The organism is Streptomyces cyaneofuscatus (assembly GCF_033109485.1).
GTDB lineage: Bacteria > Actinomycetota > Actinomycetes > Streptomycetales > Streptomycetaceae > Streptomyces > Streptomyces cyaneofuscatus.
Genome location: NZ_CP137002.1, coordinates 3,898,110 through 3,916,866, shown reverse-complemented (window position 1 = coordinate 3,916,866; position 18,757 = coordinate 3,898,110). Strand labels below are relative to the sequence as shown.

At 69.7% G+C, this 18,757-nt stretch carries 19 protein-coding genes, 1 tRNA gene and 2 pseudogenes; 8 read left to right on the top strand and 14 right to left on the bottom strand.

The features are described 5' to 3' along the window. Window positions 1-210: 210 nt before the first annotated feature. The 4 genes from R2B67_RS17265 to R2B67_RS17250 form a co-directional block, all read right to left on the bottom strand. Window positions 211-1,077: an RNA polymerase sigma factor SigF gene (locus R2B67_RS17265; protein ID WP_018513654.1), complete on the bottom strand. Its 867-nt coding sequence runs from the start codon at window positions 1,075-1,077 to the stop codon at window positions 211-213. A gap of 234 nt (window positions 1,078-1,311) precedes the next feature. Next, a complete protein-coding gene (locus R2B67_RS17260) occupies window positions 1,312-2,247 on the bottom strand; it encodes an RNA polymerase sigma factor SigF (RefSeq protein ID WP_381074371.1) in 936 nt (311 codons plus the stop codon). A 279-nt stretch (window positions 2,248-2,526) separates the two neighbouring features. Further along, window positions 2,527-2,820 (bottom strand): Dabb family protein, encoded by a 294-nt coding sequence (locus R2B67_RS17255; protein WP_030562785.1) that lies wholly within the window; start codon window positions 2,818-2,820, stop codon window positions 2,527-2,529. A gap of 19 nt (window positions 2,821-2,839) precedes the next feature. Continuing rightward, window positions 2,840-3,004, bottom strand: coding sequence for a hypothetical protein (locus tag R2B67_RS17250; RefSeq protein WP_018513651.1), 165 nt, complete (start codon window positions 3,002-3,004; stop codon window positions 2,840-2,842). A gap of 404 nt (window positions 3,005-3,408) precedes the next feature. Here R2B67_RS17250 and R2B67_RS17245 point away from each other — a divergent pair. Both R2B67_RS17245 and R2B67_RS17240 read left to right on the top strand, forming a co-directional pair. Further along, a pseudogene (locus tag R2B67_RS17245) lies at window positions 3,409-3,944 on the top strand (P-type ATPase); the annotation flags it as partial. Between the two features lie 155 nt (window positions 3,945-4,099). After that, the gene (locus tag R2B67_RS17240; RefSeq protein ID WP_317819321.1) at window positions 4,100-5,374 is read left to right on the top strand and encodes an APC family permease; all 1,275 of its coding nucleotides are present in this window, start codon (window positions 4,100-4,102) and stop codon (window positions 5,372-5,374) included. A gap of 78 nt (window positions 5,375-5,452) precedes the next feature. Here the strand turns inward: R2B67_RS17240 and R2B67_RS17235 are convergent, their stop codons facing one another. The 3 genes from R2B67_RS17235 to R2B67_RS17225 form a co-directional block, all read right to left on the bottom strand. After that, window positions 5,453-6,463, bottom strand: coding sequence for a MarR family transcriptional regulator (locus tag R2B67_RS17235; RefSeq protein WP_317824890.1), 1,011 nt, complete (start codon window positions 6,461-6,463; stop codon window positions 5,453-5,455). Window positions 6,464-6,985: 522 nt separating this feature from the next. Beyond that, window positions 6,986-7,567, bottom strand: a complete 582-nt coding sequence (locus R2B67_RS17230) for an HD domain-containing protein (protein WP_317819320.1) — start codon at window positions 7,565-7,567, stop codon at window positions 6,986-6,988. Window positions 7,568-7,579: 12 nt separating this feature from the next. Next, window positions 7,580-8,698 carry a helix-turn-helix domain-containing protein gene (locus tag R2B67_RS17225; protein ID WP_317819316.1) on the bottom strand — a complete coding sequence of 373 codons (1,119 nt, stop codon included), beginning with the start codon at window positions 8,696-8,698 and terminating at the stop codon, window positions 7,580-7,582. A gap of 414 nt (window positions 8,699-9,112) precedes the next feature. Between R2B67_RS17225 and R2B67_RS17220 the strand changes: the two genes are divergently transcribed. The 3 genes and pseudogenes from R2B67_RS17220 to R2B67_RS17205 all read left to right on the top strand — a co-directional run. Next, window positions 9,113-9,412 carry a hypothetical protein gene (locus R2B67_RS17220; protein ID WP_317819311.1) on the top strand — a complete coding sequence of 100 codons (300 nt, stop codon included), beginning with the start codon at window positions 9,113-9,115 and terminating at the stop codon, window positions 9,410-9,412. A gap of 343 nt (window positions 9,413-9,755) precedes the next feature. Beyond that, a complete protein-coding gene (locus tag R2B67_RS17210; RefSeq protein ID WP_317819303.1) occupies window positions 9,756-10,859 on the top strand; it encodes a methyltransferase domain-containing protein in 1,104 nt (367 codons plus the stop codon). 140 nt (window positions 10,860-10,999) lie between these two features. Continuing rightward, window positions 11,000-11,431: pseudogene (locus R2B67_RS17205) on the top strand (tyrosine-type recombinase/integrase); the annotation flags it as partial. 959 nt (window positions 11,432-12,390) lie between these two features. On the opposite strand, the gene R2B67_RS17200 reads toward R2B67_RS17205, so the two are convergent. The 4 genes from R2B67_RS17200 to R2B67_RS17185 all read right to left on the bottom strand — a co-directional run bounded on the left by R2B67_RS17200 (window position 12,391) and on the right by R2B67_RS17185 (window position 14,239). Next, window positions 12,391-12,478 (bottom strand) — tRNA-Ser (locus R2B67_RS17200). A 67-nt stretch (window positions 12,479-12,545) separates the two neighbouring features. Next, entirely contained in the window at window positions 12,546-12,974 is a 429-nt protein-coding gene (tadA, locus tag R2B67_RS17195) for a tRNA adenosine(34) deaminase TadA (RefSeq protein ID WP_317824889.1), read from the bottom strand. A 178-nt stretch (window positions 12,975-13,152) separates the two neighbouring features. Next, the gene (locus tag R2B67_RS17190) at window positions 13,153-13,755 is read right to left on the bottom strand and encodes a tRNA adenosine deaminase-associated protein (protein ID WP_317824888.1); all 603 of its coding nucleotides are present in this window, start codon (window positions 13,753-13,755) and stop codon (window positions 13,153-13,155) included. 241 nt (window positions 13,756-13,996) lie between these two features. Further along, window positions 13,997-14,239 carry a hypothetical protein gene (locus R2B67_RS17185; RefSeq protein ID WP_317819301.1) on the bottom strand — a complete coding sequence of 81 codons (243 nt, stop codon included), beginning with the start codon at window positions 14,237-14,239 and terminating at the stop codon, window positions 13,997-13,999. Window positions 14,240-14,341: 102 nt separating this feature from the next. Between R2B67_RS17185 and upp the strand changes: the two genes are divergently transcribed. Continuing rightward, window positions 14,342-14,977 (top strand): uracil phosphoribosyltransferase, encoded by a 636-nt coding sequence (gene upp / locus R2B67_RS17180; protein ID WP_018513622.1) that lies wholly within the window; start codon window positions 14,342-14,344, stop codon window positions 14,975-14,977. A 96-nt stretch (window positions 14,978-15,073) separates the two neighbouring features. Here the strand turns inward: upp and R2B67_RS17175 are convergent, their stop codons facing one another. Both R2B67_RS17175 and R2B67_RS17170 read right to left on the bottom strand, forming a co-directional pair. After that, the gene (locus R2B67_RS17175; protein WP_317824887.1) at window positions 15,074-15,703 is read right to left on the bottom strand and encodes a LytR C-terminal domain-containing protein; all 630 of its coding nucleotides are present in this window, start codon (window positions 15,701-15,703) and stop codon (window positions 15,074-15,076) included. A 185-nt stretch (window positions 15,704-15,888) separates the two neighbouring features. Beyond that, entirely contained in the window at window positions 15,889-16,185 is a 297-nt protein-coding gene (locus R2B67_RS17170; RefSeq protein WP_003967677.1) for a type II toxin-antitoxin system VapB family antitoxin, read from the bottom strand. Between the two features lie 245 nt (window positions 16,186-16,430). Between R2B67_RS17170 and R2B67_RS17165 the strand changes: the two genes are divergently transcribed. Both R2B67_RS17165 and R2B67_RS17160 read left to right on the top strand, forming a co-directional pair. Next, window positions 16,431-16,751, top strand: a complete 321-nt coding sequence (locus tag R2B67_RS17165; RefSeq protein ID WP_317819297.1) for a hypothetical protein — start codon at window positions 16,431-16,433, stop codon at window positions 16,749-16,751. A 136-nt stretch (window positions 16,752-16,887) separates the two neighbouring features. Next, entirely contained in the window at window positions 16,888-17,061 is a 174-nt protein-coding gene (locus R2B67_RS17160) for a CsbD family protein (RefSeq protein WP_076967709.1), read from the top strand. A 79-nt stretch (window positions 17,062-17,140) separates the two neighbouring features. On the opposite strand, the gene R2B67_RS17155 is transcribed toward R2B67_RS17160, so the two are convergent. Further along, the gene (locus R2B67_RS17155; protein ID WP_317819296.1) at window positions 17,141-18,679 is read right to left on the bottom strand and encodes a M28 family metallopeptidase; all 1,539 of its coding nucleotides are present in this window, start codon (window positions 18,677-18,679) and stop codon (window positions 17,141-17,143) included. Window positions 18,680-18,757 lie beyond the last annotated feature (78 nt).

Sequence of the window (18,757 nt, the reverse complement as noted above, 5' to 3'; positions counted from 1 at the left end):
GTAACCGTCCTGCGGGCCGCCCCCGCAGCCGGTCAGGAGGCCGCCGGCCAGACACAGCGCGGCCGCCGAGGCGGCGATAACGGTGCCTCGGCGGCCGGGGGGTCCGCATGACTGACGAGCCTGACGAGTCTGACGTCGCATCGCGCCAGTGTGTCTGACGTACCGTCAATTAAGAACCCTCGTGCACGACTCGCCCACTCGGGGCTCGGCTCAGTCGGAGATGAGCCCTTCCCTGAGCTGGGCGAGGGTGCGGGTGAGCAGCCGGGAGACGTGCATCTGGGAGATGCCGACCTCCTCGCCGATCTGCGACTGGGTCATGTTGGCGAAGAACCGCAGCATGATGATCTGGCGCTCGCGGGGGGCGAGCTTGGCCAGCAGGGGCTTCAGCGACTCGCGGTACTCGACGCCCTCCAGCGCCGCGTCCTCGTAGCCGAGGCGGTCGGCGAGGGAGCCCTCGCCGCCGTCGTCCTCGGGCGAGGGGGAGTCGAGGGAGGAGGCGGTGTAGGCGTTGCCGACGGCGAGGCCGTCGACGACGTCCTCCTCGGAGACCCCGAGCGCCTTGGCGAGCTCCGGGACGGTCGGGGAGCGGTCGAGCCGCTGAGCCAGCTCGTCGCTGGTCTTCGTCAGCGCGAGCCGCAGCTCCTGGAGGCGCCGGGGCACCCGTACGGACCATGAGGTGTCGCGGAAGAAGCGCTTGATCTCCCCGACGACGGTCGGCATCGCGAACGTCGGGAATTCCACGCCCCGTTCGCAGTCGAACCGGTCGATCGCCTTGATCAGGCCGATCGTGCCGACCTGGACGATGTCCTCCATCGGCTCGTTACGGCTCCGGAACCGCGCCGCGGCGTAACGCACCAGCGGGAGGTTGAGCTCGATGAGTGTGTCCCGCACATAGGTCCGCTCCGGACTGTCCGTTCCCTCGGGGCCCGAAGCGGGGCCGAGCGCGGCGAGCCGCAGGAACAGGGAGCGGGACAGAGTACGGGTGTCGATGGCTTCCGGCGAGCTGGTGAGCACGGCGGGTGCCGGCACGCTCTTCGTGAGCGTGAGCACCTTCGAGCTGCCCTGTTCTGCGGACATGCCACCCCCTTGAGGTCGCGGACGGTCGCGGTGGCCGCGACCATCGGAGGAACGCAGCCTCCACCTGAATACCGGAGGCGGGGCTGCGGCAAACGCGCTTCGAGCAGAATGTCACATGTCGGCAACACGCTGTAGTGACATGTCGACAAGTCAGCGCTGAATCCGCCCTGGAAACAAGGGGTGTAGGGCTTTTATGCCGTCAGAACCGGTCTCTGAAGGGTCTACCCGTTCCGGTTACGCCTCGATCCTGTTTGCGGACCTCAGTCGGGCGAAACTTCTGGCCAGAAGCCTTGACACATGCATCTGCGAGACGCCTAGTTCGGCGCTGATCTGAGACTGGGTCAAGTTGCTGTAGTAGCGCAGGAGGAGGATGCGCTGCTCGCGCTCGGGGAGCTGGACGAGGAGGTGGCGTACGAGGTCGCGGTGTTCGACACCGGCGAGGGCGGGGTCCTCGTAACCGAGCCGGTCGAGCAGTCCGGGCAGCCCGTCGCCTTCCTGGGCGGCCTCCAGGGAGGTCGCGTGGTACGAGCGCCCGGCCTCGATGCAGGCGAGCACCTCGTCCTCGGAGATCTTCAGCCGCTCGGCGATCTCGGCGGTGGTGGGGGAGCGCCCGTGAGCGGTCGTCAGGTCCTCGGTGGCGCCGGTGACCTGGACCCAGAGCTCGTGCAGCCGGCGGGGGACGTGGACGGTGCGGACGTTGTCGCGGAAGTAGCGCTTGATCTCGCCGACGACGGTGGGCATCGCGAAGGTGGGGAACTGGACGCCGCGTTCCGGGTCGAAGCGGTCGATGGCGTTGATCAGGCCGATGGTGCCGACCTGGACGACGTCCTCCATCGGTTCGTTGCGGCTGCGGAAGCGGGCGGCGGCGTACCGGACGAGCGGAAGGTTCGCCTCGATGAGGGCGGCCCGGACGCGGCCGTGTTCCGGGGTACCGGGTTCCAGGTTCTTGAGCTGACCGAAGAGGACCTGGGTGAGGGCCCTGGTGTCCGCCCCGCGGGTTCTGGCGGGCGGGGTGGTGGGGTCCGGGGTCTCGGTCTGGATCTCGTCGGGAGGAGCGGCCTGGACGCCCTGGGTGCCGCCCTGGGGGGCCGCCTGGGTGGCACCGGGGGAGGCGCTCTGCGAGGCGCTCTGCGAGACGGCTGGGGACGGCTGGACGGACTGGGGAGGCACTTGAGGCGCTGTACTGGCCGGCACGGTGACGCCACCCCTTCGCGGTCAACTACGGTCAACTCATCCGTCAAAAGCGGTCATAGCATCACAAGACATGTCCACTGTGTGCAAGCACCGCAAAATGCCGTGTTGAGGTCATAAAGGTTTAAACGGCACAAAGAAACCCCTCGCCTGAACGGCGAGGGGTCGGCCGGAACGGGTCCGGCATCTGCACACGGGAAGGGCCAGGAGTAGATCGGAAGGGGATCAGGAGAGGGTCAGGAAGGGATCAGAGAGGGGTCAGAAGGGGTAGTCCGCGATCACCCAAGTGGCGAATTCGCGCCACTGGCCGGCGGCGGCCTGGTGGGCCGGGTGCTCGATGTAACGCTTGAGGGCGGCCTCGTCGGCGACGGCGGAGTTGATGGCGTAGTCGTACGCGATCGGCCGGTCGGTGATGTTCCAGGCGCACTCCCAGAACTCCAGCTCCGGAACCTGCCCCTCCAGCTCCCGGAAGGCGCGGTCCCCGGCGACGACGCGCGGATCGTCCCGCTCGACGCCTTCGTTCAGCTTGAACAGGACCAGGTGGCGGATCATCAGTACCCCTGCTATTTCGCTAGTTCACCAGTTCGGTCATGAAGTCGCCGACGCTATGAGCAGCGGTGGAGACGGCTTCGAACGCCACCCCTACGAGCTCAGTGGACCGTTCCGGGATGGTGATGATCGAGTACAGCACGAAGACCACCACTATGTAGAGCGCGATCTTCTTCGCTTGCGCCACTGCCCTTGCCTCCCCGTAGACCCCGCTTCACGCCGCGTGCGACCTGGCGTGCGATCGGCAGATTGTATCCGCACGTATGGCCGTATCCAGGGGTCGCTCTCGATCACTGATGCGCCTTTTAGGGACCTAGGCCCTGCCCATCGAGGCCTTTTGCCCACCCGTACGGCTTCTGCGCCCCGGCAGGATGGACGCGAGCCCTCCGGCCCTGGCAGGAACCGGAGGGCCGGAACAGGCCCTCACCACGGGGCCACCGCCGCGCGACTTCCCCCCTGACCGCGACGGCTGCCTCGGAGGCCCTGTTCTCCTCGGGGGAAGCGGCTTGTCCCCCCCGACGCCGCTTCCCCCGACCTCATCACTTCTCCCGACGCGGACGCGGTGGCGGTGGCGGTTGTGAGGGAGTCGCTGACGCCGTCATCTTCGCCACCTCCGGCGCGCTGGAGGCGGTCGCGACCTCCCGTACCGCCGACTCCGTACGCGGCCTGCTCGATCTGGCCCCCGCCACGGCGGTCCGGCTGCTGCCCGGCAGCGGGGAGGAGACGGTGTCCGCCGACTCCCTCAGGGTGGGCGACACCATCCTGGTTCGGCCGGGTGAGCGGATCGGTGCCGACGGCCAGGTGATCGCCGGGGTGTCCGACGTCGACCAGGCCACCGTCACCGGTGAACCTCTCCCGGCGGCCAAGCAGCCCGGCGACGAGGTGTTCGCCGGCACGGTCAACGGCGCCGGCGCCCTGCGCGTATGTGTCGAGCGGGACCGGCGGACTCGGTGATCGCCCGGATCGTGAAGATGGTCGAGGAAGCCTCCGAGACCAAGGCGCCCGCCCAGCTCTTCATCGAGAAGATCGAGCAGCGCTACTCGATCGGCATGGTCATCGCGACCCTCGCGGTGTTCGCGATCCCGCTCACCCTCGGCGAGGACCTGCGGGCCGCTCTGCTCCGTGCCACAGGCCGGTCGCACGCCCGCCCAGCACTCCCCGTCCGTCCGTCCGGCCCCGTCCCACAGGCCGGGTGGACCACGTGGTGTTCGGTTCGGTCCCTTATCGTGCCTGCGCACCGCGGAGGCTGTCCGTGGTACGCAGACGGGAAGGAGGGACCCACGTGAGCGACACGCTCTCACCTGCGTCCGGGGGACCGGACGGGCTTCAACGGCGCCTGGGGGTGCCGGACGCGGTGATGATCGGGCTGGGATCGATGATCGGTGCCGGGATCTTCGCCGCCCTGGCCCCGGCGGCCCGCGCGGCCGGCTCCGGCCTGCTGATCGGTCTCGCCCTCGCCGCCGTCGTCGCCTACTGCAACGCGACGTCCTCCGCCCGGCTCGCGGTCCTCTACCCGGAGTCCGGCGGCACCTACGTCTACGGGCGGGAGCGCCTCGGCGACTTCTGGGGCTACCTGGCCGGCTGGGCGTTCGTCGTCGGTAAGACCGCCTCCTGCGCGGCCATGGCCCTGACCGTCGGCACCTACCTCTGGCCCGGCCAGGCGCACGCGGTCGCCGTCGCCGCCGTCATTGTCCTGACCGGGGTCGACTACACCGGCGTTCAGAAGTCCGCGCTGCTCACCCGAGTCATCGTGGTGACCGTCCTCGCGGTGCTGTCCGCCGCCGTCGTCGCCTCCCTCACCTCCCGGGCCGCGGATACGGCACGTCTGGAGATCGGCTCCGACGCGACAGCCGGTGGCGTGCTGGAAGCCGCGGGACTGCTGTTCTTCGCCTTCGCCGGTTACGCCCGCATCGCCACCCTCGGCGAAGAGGTCCGCGACCCGGCCCGCACCATCCCGCGTGCCATCCCGATCGCCCTCGGCATCACCCTCGTCGTCTACGCCACGGTCGCCGTCGGCGTCCTGTCGGTCCTCGGCCCGAGCAGCCTGGCCGCGGCCGGGGCACCGCTGACGGACGCTGCGCGAGCGGCCGGAGCCGACTGGCTCGTACCCGTCGTGCGCATCGGCGCAGCCGTCGCCGCCCTCGGCTCGCTGCTCGCCCTCATCCTCGGCGTCTCGCGCACCACGCTGGCCATGGCCCGCGACCGTCACCTGCCCCACGCGCTGGCTGCCGTACATCCGAAGTTCAAGGTCCCTCACCGGGCGGAGCTGCTTGTCGGCGCCGTCGTCGCCGTGGCGGCCGCCACCGGGGACGTGCGCGGAGCGATCGGGTTCTCCTCCTTCGGGGTGTTGGCCTACTACGCCATCGCCAACGCATCCGCCTGGACCCTGACCCCTGCCGAAGGCCGCCCGGCCCGGATCATCCCCGCACTCGGCCTGGCCGGCTGCCTCGTCCTCGCCTTCGCCCTGCCGCTCTCCTCCGTGGTCACCGGGACCGCCGTACTCGTCGTCGGCGCCGCCGCCTACGGCACCCGCCGTGCGACGGCCCGCCGCCAGTAGCTCGCGCCACCGGCACCCCGTACCCCTCCCCGGACGTACGGACTTCCCCCTGCCCGAGGTGATCCGTCGCTGCCGTCGTCAGACGTCTCTGAGCAGACCGCGAAGGTCGGCCATGCGTGCCTTTACGTCGGCGGCCTCGGCGGCCTCGGTGGTGGGAGGTTGGTGGGTGGTGCGGCAGGGGCGGCAGAGGCCGTCGGGGAGGGCTTCCGGTTGGCCGGGGCGGCCGCACTCGGTGCATTCCATGAGGATGCGGCGGACGGTTGGGGCCGGGCTGTCGGGTGCGGTGTCCTCGGCAGGAAGCCGGGGCGGCAACTTGTCGGTGAGGCGGCGGCGGAGGAGGCCGACGGGAAAGTCGATCTGGGCGGGGAGGCCTGCGGTGAGGGCGCTGGTGAGGTAGTCGACGCTGACGCCTCGGGCGAGCCATTCGGCCGCCTGGGCTTCCAGGGCGGCGCAGTCGGCGGCGGAGAGCGCGAGGCGGTGGTCGCTGCGGCCGAGGCGGGCCAGGACGAGGTAGGCGGTGGACGGGCCCGCTTCGGGGGCCTGGGGTGCTGCCGGGACCGCGTCCGGGTCGGGAGGCGCGGGTTCTGCGTCCGGTGCCTGATCCGGGGTGCGTTGCTGCGGTACGGCGGTGGATTCGTGGCCCTGTTCCGGACCGGGGTCCTCCGGTGCGGGCGGGGGCTCTTCCTCCGGTACCCAGGGCGGCGGCGGGGTGGTCGCCTCCGGTTCCGGGCCCGCCGCCTGGGTGGCGGTCTCGGTGGCGAGGTAGGTGGTCCACCACTCGTTGTCGCGGGCGGTGCGGGACCAGAACGTGCGGAACACCCACCGCATCTCGTCGCCCGCGCCGACCGGACACCGTACGCGCCGCAGATGGCCCGCCACCGACAGGGCCGTCAGCGCCGAGGAGACGGCCTGCTGCCCGTAGAGCGGCAGCTGCTTGGCGAGTTGCTTCACGCTCATGGCGGCGCCCTCGGGGAGGTGGTCGATGAACCCGGCGACGTACCGCTCGCGCGTCGGCAGGAGCGCGAAGTCCCGCGGTGTGCGCGGGCGTTGGTCGAGTGCGGAGCGTTTGCCGTAGCCGGGGTTGGCCATCGGGTACGTCGAGGGAAGTGCGGGGGCGTGCAGGGCGGAGCTAGTGTGCTGTGTAGCCACGGGATCGTCTTTCTAGGGTTTCGATCTTGCGGTCAGACCCCGGCCTGGTGCGCCAAACACCGCGTCGGGGTCGCTTAGTTCTCGAACCGTAAGCACTCGTGACGCTCCGCCGCAAGCTGTCACGATTAGTCATACTTGCTCGCCGTTACGGGTCAGGGAGGTAGGGGAGGTTTTCCCAAACCCCTCTACCTACCTGCCAGTTAAAGAAGGCGCTCGAACCTCGAAGCTCGCATCCCGACGCCCGTGTCCCGGGGCCCGAGCTTCGGGCCGGACCCCAACTCCGTACCCTCGCAAGAGTGAACCGACCGGTCCCGACGCTCGAAGCCCGGGGCTTGGTCCCCGAGCTTCGGACCGCCATCCGTATCGCCATGCCGCCCGGGCACATCCCTGATCTGCGACCCAGCGCGGGCGGAGCGCACCACGAGCGATGGAGCTGTTCGTCTCCCGCCCTCTGAGCCAGGGCTACTTCTTGCCCTCTCCGAGAGCTGTGCGCAGCCAGTCGAGAGACCCTTGGGCCAAGAGCTCGTCGGCCAGTCGCTTTGCCGTCCCGGTGGTGAGGCGGCTGCGGCTGTTGTCGATCCATCGCTGGGCGTTCTCGTAGCCCTGTGCCTTGTACTCGATGCCCTGGAGGAGGCACTCCAGCTTGTCCGCGTCGCGGGCGCAGATTGCCTCGGGCGTCTCCTTCGCCTCGTACTCCGCGACCAGTTCGCGGACCGCCGAGGCCAGAAGCTCGGGCATGCCCGCCGTCTGGTCGGCGGTGACTTCCTGGGGGTCACCGGCGGGCGCGTACTTCTTCCCGAGGTGGTTCACGTCCCCGGTCCGGCTCTCCTGCGTGTCGTGCCACACGGCGAGGTAGGCGGCCTGGGCGGGGTCGGCGCCTTCCAGCTTCGCGATGATCGTGGCGATCAGTGCCGTACGCCACGAATGCTCGGCAACACTCTCCGGGTCACGGACCCCGGCCATCCACCAACCCGTGCGCCGCGTCTGCTTGAGCGTGCCCGCCTCGTACAGGAAGCGGCCCACCGCGGACAGGTCGTCAGCCACGACGTCCTCCTCTCACGCCTCGGCGAGGCGAATCGCGTACCGGATGCCCTCCAACTCCCGGCGCGATCGCACCGACAGCTCCCGACCATCCAACATCACGGGCAGCGATGCGCGTAGCTCGTTCCCGATCACCGTTCCGGGCCGCAGCAGGTTCGGGCGGGCGGCGACCAGCGCCCACAGAGTGTGGACGTTCAGATCGAAGAATCCGTGGTCCGGAGTCAAGCCCCGCACGAGGTGACGCATCAGCTTGTCGCCCGGCCAAGGGCCTGGGTTCGCTTCGGCGATGAAGTCGTCGGACAGCTGGATATGCGGTGCCTCTCCTATCCAGTACGCCCAGTAGTTGAGGTTCGCTGCCTCGCCCGCGTCGTCATCGGTGAGGGCCGTGGTGATGAAGTGCTCCATCCGGTCCCGATCGCCTTGCCTGGCGGCGACGGCCGCGACCGAACGGGCGTTGAGCCAGTCGGTCAGCCAGCCGTCCGGGCGCTCGGCCCGCTGCTGTTGGGACAGCCACTCGGAAGTGTCGGACGCGGCGTCGTACCCGGCCAGGTAAAGGGCCTGGCGGCGTAGCAGAAAGCGGTCCCTGCCATGCGCCTGCTCTGCCACCTGACGCATGCGGGAAAAGAAGCGCCTGCGGTCGGCGGCGGGAAGCTCCGGTCCTCGCGGTACGGGGCCCCGGCGTGGTCGCGGCGGGTCGGGCAGCGTGCGCAATGGTGTTGGAGTCACGCCGTTGAGCGGCCAGGACAGCACCTCGACCAGCTCGCGCTGCATGACCCACGCACCGAGCGGGCTGTCACGCGCGGGGGCGTCCTCGTCGAGAGCCGCTCCCAGCAGTACGTCGGCCTCCATGGCCCGTTCCAGAGTCAGGAGCAAGGCCGTCGCACTACCCAGCCGTAAGAGCTGATGGCGGTACACGAGTATCTGTCCGACCGGCACAGCGATCAGGGGGCGGCGTCCCGACTCCCAGCCGGCGACGGTGTCAGGCGAAAGTCGCAGCTGCTCCGCGAGGGAATCCTGGGTATGGCCCAACTGCTCGCGAATCAGACGGAACACGTAACCGGACACGGTGCCGCCACGGCTCCTCTGCTGCCTTCCCTGACCGCCGGTCAGGGAAGTGCGTGAGCCGCTGTCCATGGTGTCCCCCTTGCCTGTCGACCGCAGCCGGACACTCGTACTCGCGGTCAGTTCAAGCGGTGGCTCCCGCTCCCTACCGTCGTAGTCACAGTGACGACCAGGCGACTGAGCGTAGTGGAAGGGCATGTGTCGTGACGATGACGATCAAGGTGTATGAGGTGAACCGCGAGGGCGGTACCCGGGTGATCCGCCCGGAAGCCGAAGTGGCGCCACTGGACAGACCGGAGTACGCGCCGGAGTACCCCGCTTGCGCATGCCTCACCTGTTCCGAGGGAGCCTCGTGAAGATCACTTGCCCAGGCGACACCGCCTACAAGACCTGGCTCGGGCACACCCAGCACTGCCCGGTCTGTCTTACCGGGGTCTCGTGTCCGACGGCCGTCAAGCTCGGCCGGGTCTGGCGGGAGGCCCGCAGGTGAGGTGTTACGCGGAGGGCGACGCCCACGACTTCCCGTTCCAGGACGACACCGGGGCCTACTGCCCGGAGCATGGCGTGACGTTGCTCTGGCGTGGTGAGCCGATCACCGGGGCCGATCTGGCCGAAGAGGCGGACGCCTCCTGGGGCTGGCTGACGGCCGGGGCGGACGGTCCGTACAGCGTGGTCTGCCGTGGTGCCTCGGTCTCGGGCCTGGCCGCCGCCCACGCGGTCTGCCGGCAGCCGGACTGTGGCTGTTCGTGTCACGTGACCGCCACCGCCCTCCAGGAGACCGGATGAGCGTGAGGTTGTCGCCGACGGGTGTCCGTATCTGCGAGGCGTGCTGGCGCGCGTCGGTCACGGCTGTTCGGCGCACCGTAGACGGTCGGGATCTGCTCTGCCGGGGGTGTGCTGAGGGCGGTTGTCCGCGCCGGGTCGACCTCTTCCCGCCGTACGGGATCTACCGGCTGCGCCGCCCGGTGCAGCCGAACCACTCCACTCCATGAAGGAGATGCATGATGAGCAGCACCGCACTGGTCGATGACGGTAAGCATGGTGGGCCGCCTTCGGACAAGCCGTGGACGCCGCCTTCGGAGCCGAAGCCGTCTCCGGATGGCAGCCGTCCTAAGTTCGTCCCGCAGCCGTGAGTACCGCGCATCCCACCCCTACTTACCCGGCGCTGGTTCAGGGTCTTGCTGATCGGGGGTTGGTGGATGGCCGGTGGCGGCGGGTGTTCGAGGCTGTGCCGCGTAGTCGGTTCGTTCCGGCGCAGGTGTGGCGGCAGTTGGCCGACCGGTGTGAGCCCGTCGTCGGGACGGAGCAGTGGCTCGCCTTGGTCAACAGTGACGAACCCGTTGTCACGCAGCTCGATGACGGGGCCGGGGGCGGGCCGGGTGTGGCGACGTCGTCGAACTCGATGCCGTCGATGGTGGCCCGGATGCTCGGGCTCCTCGCTGTGGAGGATGGGCAGCGGGTGCTGGAGGTAGGGACCGGCACGGGATATGTGGCCGCGCTGCTCTGCGAGCGGCTCGGCGACGACCTCGTCCACAGCATCGAAGTGGATGCTGTGGTGGCCCGGCAGGCTGCTGACGCGCTGGCGGAGGCTGGGTACCGGCCGTATCTGCGGGTCGGGGACGGTGAGCAGCCCTGGCCCGGCCTCGGCCCGGTCGACCGGCTGATCGCGACCTGCGCCCTCCGCCACGTTCCGTACGCGTTGCTGCGGCAGGTGCGGCCCGGCGGAGTTCTTGTGGCCCCGCTGGCCCGGGAGTTCTGGTCCGGGGCGCTGGTCCAGCTCCATGTCCAGGGTGACGGCACCGCGACCGGCCCGTTCTGCGGCGGGGCGACGTACATGCCGATGCGGTCCCACCGTGCCCCCGACCTCCACGAGGTGCGGGGCAGAGGGCGGGCCCGGGCCGCCGGTCTGGACCCCGCTCTGGTCCTCGATCTCGGGTTCGCCCTGTATGCGGGGGCGCGGCTGCCCGGTGTACGGCTCATCCACCAGGACACCCCGGACGGCGTCCAGGTGTGGGCGACCCACGAGGACGGGGGCGCTGCTACGGCTGCCACGGGGGAGGAGGTGTGGCAGTACGGGCCCGGGTTCCTGTGGGAGGAGATCGAGCAGGTCTGGTGGGAGTACGAGACCGTCGGGCGGCCCGACGCCGAACAGTTCGGGCTCACCGTGACCGACCGGGGACAGCAGGTATGGCTACGGGACCCGTCGGCGGTCATCCGGCCCGCCAGGGCGTAACAGCCGCAGTGGCCCCGCTAATCTCCGGAGCCCTGGAGCAGGCAGTCCTGGGGCCCATGGCTGGTTGCCCACTGCCATGGCTGCGGAGACGCCAGACGAAACGACAGAAGGGGTGTCCGACTGGTCTCAGTCGGACGCCCCCTCAGCGCAAGCGCACCAACCCGGAGACCGCCGACACGAAGTCGCGCGCCGGGCGTCGGGTGGTCGGTCTGCCGCCACAGCTCTTGGATCTGCTGGTGTCTCACCAGATGAACCAGGAAGCCGAGCGTCTGAAGGCAGGCGACAGGTGAGCGGATGAGGGGTGGTTGTTCGCCACGCCTGATGGACGCGGGACCTCGACGCGCACCGACTACGACGACTGGAAGGAGCTACTGGCCACCGCCGGAGTCAGGGACGGCCGCTTGCACGATGCCCGCCACACCGCCGCAACCGTGCTGCTGATCCTCGGTGTCTCTGAGCGCGCTGTCATGGGGCTTATGGGGTGGTCCACCACCGCTATGGCGGCGCGGTACCAGCACATGGTCGACACCGTGCGCACGGACGTGGCGCGACAGGTCGACGGACTCATCTGAGACCGTGCTGTGGAGAACGCGGGAGGTCTGCTGGACTAGTCCACTCACGTAGGCCAGCGGCGACAGTAAATAACGGGATCCTCGCTGGGCGCCGGGGCTGGCATGACGAGCCCGCGCGTGAACGGAGCCGCGTAAGTCGACTTACGCGGCTCCGTTCACGCTGGTCACAGCGGCACTACGGCTCAAACGGCGGTCCCGCGAACGCATATCTCATAGCAACTTTGTGGGTCCTTCCTCCCTCGCAAGGGAGGTGAGACCGCTACTCTGACCGTGAAAGCCCTGTGTCGCTTACTAACGCAAGGGCTTAGCAATTCTCTGGAGAGCAACCAGGGAGACCCCGAACGAAGGACACCGCCAACGGGCATCGCGTCCGCCACCATGCCGTTAGCTCACCCTCGCTTAACGCCGTCCTCCAAAGACGGAGGCCGCAGCGCCGTTCGGCGTGCGGCCTCCGAACGCGTCGGGCCTGACGCGTTCAGCCTGCCTTGCAGCAGGCGGACTGCTTACGCAGTCACCTTGGATGGGCCTGAGCTGAGGCCTCGGTTACTCACCTGCGTTCAACGCGTCGCGCAGTGTGCGCCACGCGGTGAGCACGAATGAGCCCGCAGCCCAGTTCAGGCCCTTCTTCTCCTCCTTGGGCGTCTCTGTCTTCCGAGACGGCTCGGAGGGGGGAGGTGCGCACTTCTTGCCTTCCATGTATCTCCTTCAGATCGAAGCCCGTGAGCCGGGCATGGACGCGATCTGGGGAACTTGATGGCGTGGCGTGCGGCCACCCAGATGGCAGCCTATGGCGGTCTCATGGGTACAGGAGGGCGGATCGCCAAATACGGAGCATCGGTGACATCAGATGATGGCGGCGGAGTCCTGCGGGGGCCGCCAGCTGATCAACTGAGACGGAAACTGAGACGGACGCCAGAAGGGGCGTCCGACTGATGTCAGTCGGACGCCCCTTCTTCAAGCGGTAGCGGTGGGATTTGAACCCACGGTGACGGGTTACGCCACACTCGCTTTCGAGGCGAGCTCCTTCGGCCGCTCGGACACGCTACCGAGAGAGAGCTTAGACCATCCCGGGGCGTGCACAGAAATCGGTTCTCGGAGGCGGGGCCGTGGCTGGTCAGAGTGTGCGGAAGAACGTCGTCAGCTGGGTCGCGCAGTCGGTCTCCAGCACGCCCGCGATGACCTCCGGGCGGTGGTTCAGGCGGCGGTCGCGGATGACGTCCCAGAGGGAGCCGGCCGCGCCCGCCTTCTCGTCGCGGGCCCCGTAGACGACCCGGGCCACCCGGGACTGGACCAGGGCGCCCGCGCACATCGTGCAGGGCTCCAGGGTGACCACCAGCGTGCAGCCGGTCAGGCGCCACTCGCCGACCGCCTCGGCCGCCCGGCGCAGGGCGAGGATCTCGGCGTGCGCGGTCGGGTCGCCGGTGGCCTCGCGCTCGTTGTGGGCGGCGGCCAGCTCGGTGCCGTCGGGGCCGAGCACGACGGCACCGACCGGAACGTCGCCGGCCGACGCCGCCCGCTCGGCCTCGGCCAGGGCACGGCGCATCGGGGCCTGCCACGGATCGCGTACGGGGTCGGGGCCGGGCACAGGTACGCGTACGGGATCCGGGGTGGGCCGGGGGGTGGGGGACGGGTTCGGCGGGCTTGCGGTCACCCGCGGACCCTAACGGACGGGAAGGGGAGGAGGCGGGAGAGCGTCCGGCGCTCAGGCCGCCGGACAGCCCCTAGCGGACCGCCTCCAGGACCTCGGATGCTCCCAGCGCGTCGGCGATCTCCGTCAGCGCGTCCGTTCGCAGCGTCAGCAGGTCCTTCTCCGAGACCCCGAAGTCGGCGAGGATGCCCAGCTCGCCGATCGGGCCCGCCGGCACGGAGTCGGGGTCGGAGTGGGAATCGGGATCGGGATCGGAGTCCGTATCCGCGTCGCGGGTGGTGGTCCGGTCGGTGGTCGTTGCGGATGAGGCAGCGGAACCGTCCGGTTCGCCGTCCTCCGTGCCGTCGAGGTCGACGAGCTCCTCCAGCGCGGCGATCTCGTCCTCGGCCCCTGGTTCGCGGCCGAGCAGTTCGTCGGTGAGCAGGATCTCCCCGTACGAGGAGCGGGCGGCGGCGGACGCGTCCGAGACGTAGATACGGGGGTCCTCCTCACCGTCCACCCGGAGGATGCCGAACCAGGCGTCCTCCTGCTCGATGTAGACCAGGACCGTGTCCTCGTCCACCGAGGCCTCCTGGGCCAGATCCGTCAGGTCGGACAGGGTCTCCACATCGTCGAGCTCTGTATCGCTCGCTTCCCACCCGTCTTCGGTGCGCGCGAGCAGTGCGGCGAAGTACACCGTGACTCTCCCACTGGTCATAGGTGAATCGGTCCGACGGGAGGGCAGACGGGAAAGTCCGTCTGCTCTGAGCCCCGCCCAATCGGCATCGTGGCAGAAACAAGCGCCGAGCGAGACCTCTTCGGCCGTTGCGTCGGCCATCAGTTCCAGGAGTGCCTGGTCGGGTGTCTCCCTGACGAGGCCGGTCGGTGACCCGATCGGCGGGGGAGTGCGCCGGTGGTACGGGAGGGCCTCACCGGCATCACCAGCGGAACGTACGCATCCGCATCTGTTGCCGCATACGGGCCGCACGGGCCCGCCGCGGCTGCACCCGGTCCCGTAGCTGCTTGGCCTCGTGGAGCTCACGGAGGAACTGCGCGCGGCGCCGGCGCCGAGCCGCGTCACTCTCCTGCGCGTCCGTGACGTCACCCGTCGCGCCCTGCGGCTCGCGCGCGTCGCTCACTCCGTGTGAGCCCGCGTTCCGCGGCTGTTCCCCGTCCGCCATCGACACATCACCCCAACGCTGGGTCCGTATGCCCCCACCTTCCCCCCGAACAGGTGGTTGATGCCAGCGCAGGGTGCCGGAAGGCGCGGTTACTGTTGACGCATGCGGATCCACGTCGTCGACCACCCGCTGGTGGCGCACAAACTGACCACGCTGCGCGACAAGCGCACCGACTCCCCGACCTTCCGGCGTCTCGCCGACGAGCTGGTCACCCTTCTCGCCTACGAGGCCACCCGGGATGTGCGGACCGAGCAGGTCGACATCGAGACCCCGGTGACGCCCACGACGGGCGTCAAGCTCTCGCACCCCCGGCCGCTCGTCGTCCCGATCCTGCGCGCCGGCCTCGGCATGCTGGACGGCATGGTGCGGCTGCTGCCCACCGCCGAAGTGGGCTTCCTCGGCATGATCCGCAACGAGGAGACGCTCCAGGCGGAGACGTACGCGACCCGGATGCCCGAGGACCTCTCCGGCCGCCAGGTCTACGTCCTCGACCCGATGCTGGCGACCGGCGGCACGCTCGTCGCGGCCATCCGCGAGCTGATCAAGCGCGGCGCCGACGACGTCACCGCCGTCGTCCTCCTCGCGGCGCCCGAGGGCGTCGAGGTGATGGAGCGCGAGCTGGCGGGCACCCCCGTCACCGTCGTCACCGCCTCCGTCGACGAGCGGCTCAACGAGCACGGCTACATCGTGCCGGGCCTCGGCGATGCGGGTGACCGGATGTACGGGACCGCGGAGTAGCCAGCCGTACGGCCCGACGGCAGAACAGCACGGTGCCCCTTCCGCGTACGTTGCGGAAGGGGCACCGGTGCGTCTGCGCGTGTCTGCGTGCGTTGTTCAGCCGCTCTTCGTCTTCGGAGTCGGCGCGCAGGACGCCGACGGTGCCGGGGACGGCTTCGTGAGGGCCGTCATGGCGGCCGTGGCCTCCGCCGGGGTGCTGAACGCCTTGAACTTCGCGCCGAGGATCAGGTCGACCTCCGCCGTCTTGCGCTTGTCGGTCTTCTGCACCGTGCCCGGCAGTTGCGTACCCAGCACGGTGAAGCTGCCGCCGGCCGCCGTGGTCGGGGAGCCGAGCAGCACACCGGGGCCGGGCACCTTCTTGTCGTACGCCTCCGGGGCGTTGCCCACCTCGCCGACGGTGAACCCGCGCTTCTTCAGCTCGTCCGCGGCGGCCTTGGCCAGCCCGCTGGTGGTCGTCGCGTTGTAGACGTTGACCTTGATGGCGGCCGGCTTCGGGAGCGCCTTCGCCGGGGCCGCGGGCTTCGGCGTGGGGCAGTTTCGCTGGTGGCCGGCGGCGCTCGCGCTCTTGTCGCCGCCGGTGAAGACGTCGATGAGCTGCAGTGTTCCCCAGCCGGCGAGGCCGAGGGCCACCACGGCCGAGACGCCCGCGAGGACGATCCTGCGGCGGTGCCGGGGGCGGCGCATGCGGGGGTAGGTGTCGCCCGTGATGCGGTACTTTCCGCCCATGCCGGGGGGAGTGAGCATGCTCATGGACGCAGCGTAGTGCGGCCCGGTGATGCTGCGTACTAAATGATCAACGTATGGCACCCGGATGAGCGCGAAAGCACCCGAAAGGCCCGAATTCGCGTGCGGCCGCCGGGTGGCTGTTATGAGGGTGGTACGAACGGACGCGCGGAGAGCGAGGGGCGGCGTCAGCCCAGGTCGAGGACGCGTGCGTGCAGCACCTGGCGCTGCTGGAGCGCGGCGCGGACCGCCCGGTGCAGCCCGTCCTCGAGGTACAGGTCGCCCTGCCACTTCACGACGTGGGCGAAGAGGTCGCCGTAGAACGTGGAGTCCTCGGCGAGGAGGGTCTCCAGGTCCAGCTGGCCCTTGGTGGTCACGAGCTGGTCCAGGCGAACCGGACGCGGCGCGACATCCGCCCACTGTCGGGTGCTTTCCCGGCCGTGGTCGGGGTATGGCTTCCCATTTCCGATGCGCTTGAAGATCACACGGAAAGCCTACCGGGCAAGGGGCGCCGGGCGCAGCCAGGGAACCCCACTGCGGTGGCCTGCGAAACGTTGTAGAGCGCCGCATAGCGCTGGATACCGGGACAGGGGTTCGCCCGTACGAGTGCGCTGGCCGCGGGCGGGGTGGTGTCCCCCGGCATCGGCTTCCTGCCCGTGAACCTTTTCCCTTGCTCCGGCGTCTGACCTCCTGACGTAGTACGGCTGTGTCGACCATCCAGGGAGGGCGCGTGGCAAGGAAGGACCGGACGGCGGAGGCGGCGGAGGAGAAGGCCCGCGAGAAGTGGATGGCCCGCTTCCAGGTGCGGCTGGCCATGCAGCCGGGGGTGGACCGGGCCGTGGTGCTCCAGGCGGTCAAGGAAGTCACGACGCACTGCGCGGATACGGGAGAGAGCCCGCAGACCGCTTACGGAGACCCGGACGCCCATGCCGTGCGGACCGCCGAGCGGCTGGTGCCGGCGGACGTCGCGGCGCGCGCGAAGCGGCAGGGTGCGGCTGTGGACAAGCTCGGCTCCGTCTTGAAGAGGGCGCGGGACGTCACCGGTCTGTGACCTGTTTCTGTGGCCTGTTGAAGCGATGTCCACCGATCACGGGTTCCGTGGCGTGACGGGCTCCGGTGTGTTTGAACCGGACGGAGCGGGTCAGGCGGGGGGAGAGACATTGCCGAGCGATCAGGGTGTGAGTGACATGGCTGCCGATGAGAAGGCCCAGGCCAAGACCGAGCAGGCCAAGGGCAAGGTCAAGGAAGCGGCCGGGCGGGCCGTGGGCAACGAGCGCCTGACGGCCGAGGGCCGGGCGGATCAGGCCAAGGGCGACATCCGCCAGGCCAAGGAGAAGGTCAAGGACGCTCTCACCGACTGAGGTCCGGTCCCGGACCACGGTGGCCCCGCAGGAGACTGCTCCTGCGGGGCCATGTTGTGTCCTACTCCGTGACGTGGGCCTACTCCGTGACCTCGTGGCCGTGGCCGTCGTGCAGGCCGCCGCCGCTGCCCGGCGTGCCGGTGCTCGGGACCGGCTCGACCGGGCGGGTCAGCGAGCGCAGGTCGTGGGCGTACGTGCCCACCGCGTTGGCGATCACGTCGATGTTGACGTCGAAGTGGCGCATGCTGATGTTGCTCAGGTCGTCGCAGGCCGCGTGGTAGCACGGGTCGTACGCGACGTCCGCCTGGCCGCCGTAGGTCCGTGCCTGGGCCGCCGTCTTGATGCCCTCGGCGCCCGTGAACGTACCGCCGGAGGGGATGCCCACCTCGATGAACGGGCCGTAGTCCGAGCGGCCGGTGAAGTCCGTGCCCTCGTGCTTCTTGCCCTTGCTGTCCAGGAACTTGTTGATGTCCCGCTCCAGCTGGGCCGAGCCCTCCGGGCCGGGGCCCGCGCCGACGCCGTCGGAGTCGTCGCCGTCGTAGACGAACTGGACGCCGTTGGGCGAGGCGATCATGTCGAAGTTCAGGTAGAGCTTGATCTGCTGGCGCTGCTTCTCGGAGAGCCCGGCGACGTACGCCTCCGAGCCGAGCAGGCCGTTCTCCTCGGCCGACCACCAGGCGAAGCGGACCTTGTTGGCGGGCTTGCTCTTCGACTTGGCCAGCTCCTGGGCCACTTCGAGGAGTCCGGCCGAGCCCGAGCCGTTGTCGTTGATGCCGGGGCCCTCGGTGACGGAGTCGAGGTGGGCGCCGAGCACCACGGTGTTCGCCGCCTTGCCGCCGCGCGTCTCCGCGATGACGTTGCGGGTGGTGCGCTCCTCCTGGAGCTGGCGGACCTCGAAGGAGACGGTGACCTCGCCGGCGGCCAGGTCGGCGGCGAGCTGTTCGCCTTCCGCCTGGCTGATGCCGCCGGTCGGGATGCGGCCCGCCGCGGCGTCGCCGAGCGTGCCGGAGAGGAGGCCCTCGGTGTTGTTGTAGATGACCGCGCCGGCCGCGCCGGCCTCCGCTGCCGCCGCCTGCTTGTCGGCGAAGGGGCAGCCGCCGCGCTTGATGAGCGCGATCTTGCCGGTGAAGTTCGCGGAGGCGTAGTCGGACGCCTCACAGCCCGAGGTGTCGTCGACGGGGACGTTAACGAGTCCCGCCGTGAGGCCGCCGACCCTGGTCGACGGGGTGTACGTCATCGCCTTGATCGTCACATCGCGGGGCGTCGGCGACACCACGGCGAGCTTTTCGGCCAGCGTCTCCGTGTAGGGGAAACGGAAGGTCTGGTACGAGACCTGGTACCCGGAGCGCTGGAGCTGCCGGTAGACGTACGCCGCCGAGGCGTCGTGGCCGAGCGATCCCGCCGCGCGGTGACCGCCGGCCGAGTCGGCTATCGCCTGGAACTGCTGGAGGTGGCGGTAGGCGTCCCGTGCGGACGCGTTCTTCACCAGCTCCCGGGACAGCTTGACCGCCTCCTTCGAGGCGCCCTTCGAGTGGCCTGACCCGTGCGAAGGCCCGTGGTTCGGGGCTGCGCCCAGGAGGAGCGGCGTGGCCAGAGCGGTGGCGGCCACAACTGCCATGGCTCTGCGACGTGTTGCGTGCACAAGAGTCCTTCCGGTCGAGACGTGACGGAGGTGCGCCTGGAAGTGCGAACGAAC

Excerpts from the sequence above, each read along its gene's own strand:
- R2B67_RS17265 (WP_018513654.1), bottom strand. The coding sequence starts at position 1,077 with ATGTCCGCAGAACAGGGCAGCTCGAAGGTGCTCACGCTCACGAAGAGC.
- R2B67_RS17255 (WP_030562785.1), bottom strand. The coding sequence starts at position 2,820 with ATGATCCGCCACCTGGTCCTGTTCAAGCTGAACGAAGGCGTCGAGCGG.
- R2B67_RS17235 (WP_317824890.1), bottom strand. The coding sequence starts at position 6,463 with ATGGCCAACCCCGGCTACGGCAAACGCTCCGCACTCGACCAACGCCCG.
- R2B67_RS17225 (WP_317819316.1), bottom strand. The coding sequence starts at position 8,698 with ATGGACAGCGGCTCACGCACTTCCCTGACCGGCGGTCAGGGAAGGCAG.
- tadA (WP_317824889.1), bottom strand. The coding sequence starts at position 12,974 with ATGCGCCGTGCCCTGGCCGAGGCCGAGCGGGCGGCGTCGGCCGGCGAC.
- R2B67_RS17185 (WP_317819301.1), bottom strand. The coding sequence starts at position 14,239 with ATGGCGGACGGGGAACAGCCGCGGAACGCGGGCTCACACGGAGTGAGC.
- upp (WP_018513622.1), top strand. The coding sequence starts at position 14,342 with ATGCGGATCCACGTCGTCGACCACCCGCTGGTGGCGCACAAACTGACC.
- R2B67_RS17175 (WP_317824887.1), bottom strand. The coding sequence starts at position 15,703 with ATGGGCGGAAAGTACCGCATCACGGGCGACACCTACCCCCGCATGCGC.
- R2B67_RS17160 (WP_076967709.1), top strand. The coding sequence starts at position 16,888 with ATGGCTGCCGATGAGAAGGCCCAGGCCAAGACCGAGCAGGCCAAGGGC.
- R2B67_RS17155 (WP_317819296.1), bottom strand. The coding sequence starts at position 18,679 with ATGGCAGTTGTGGCCGCCACCGCTCTGGCCACGCCGCTCCTCCTGGGC.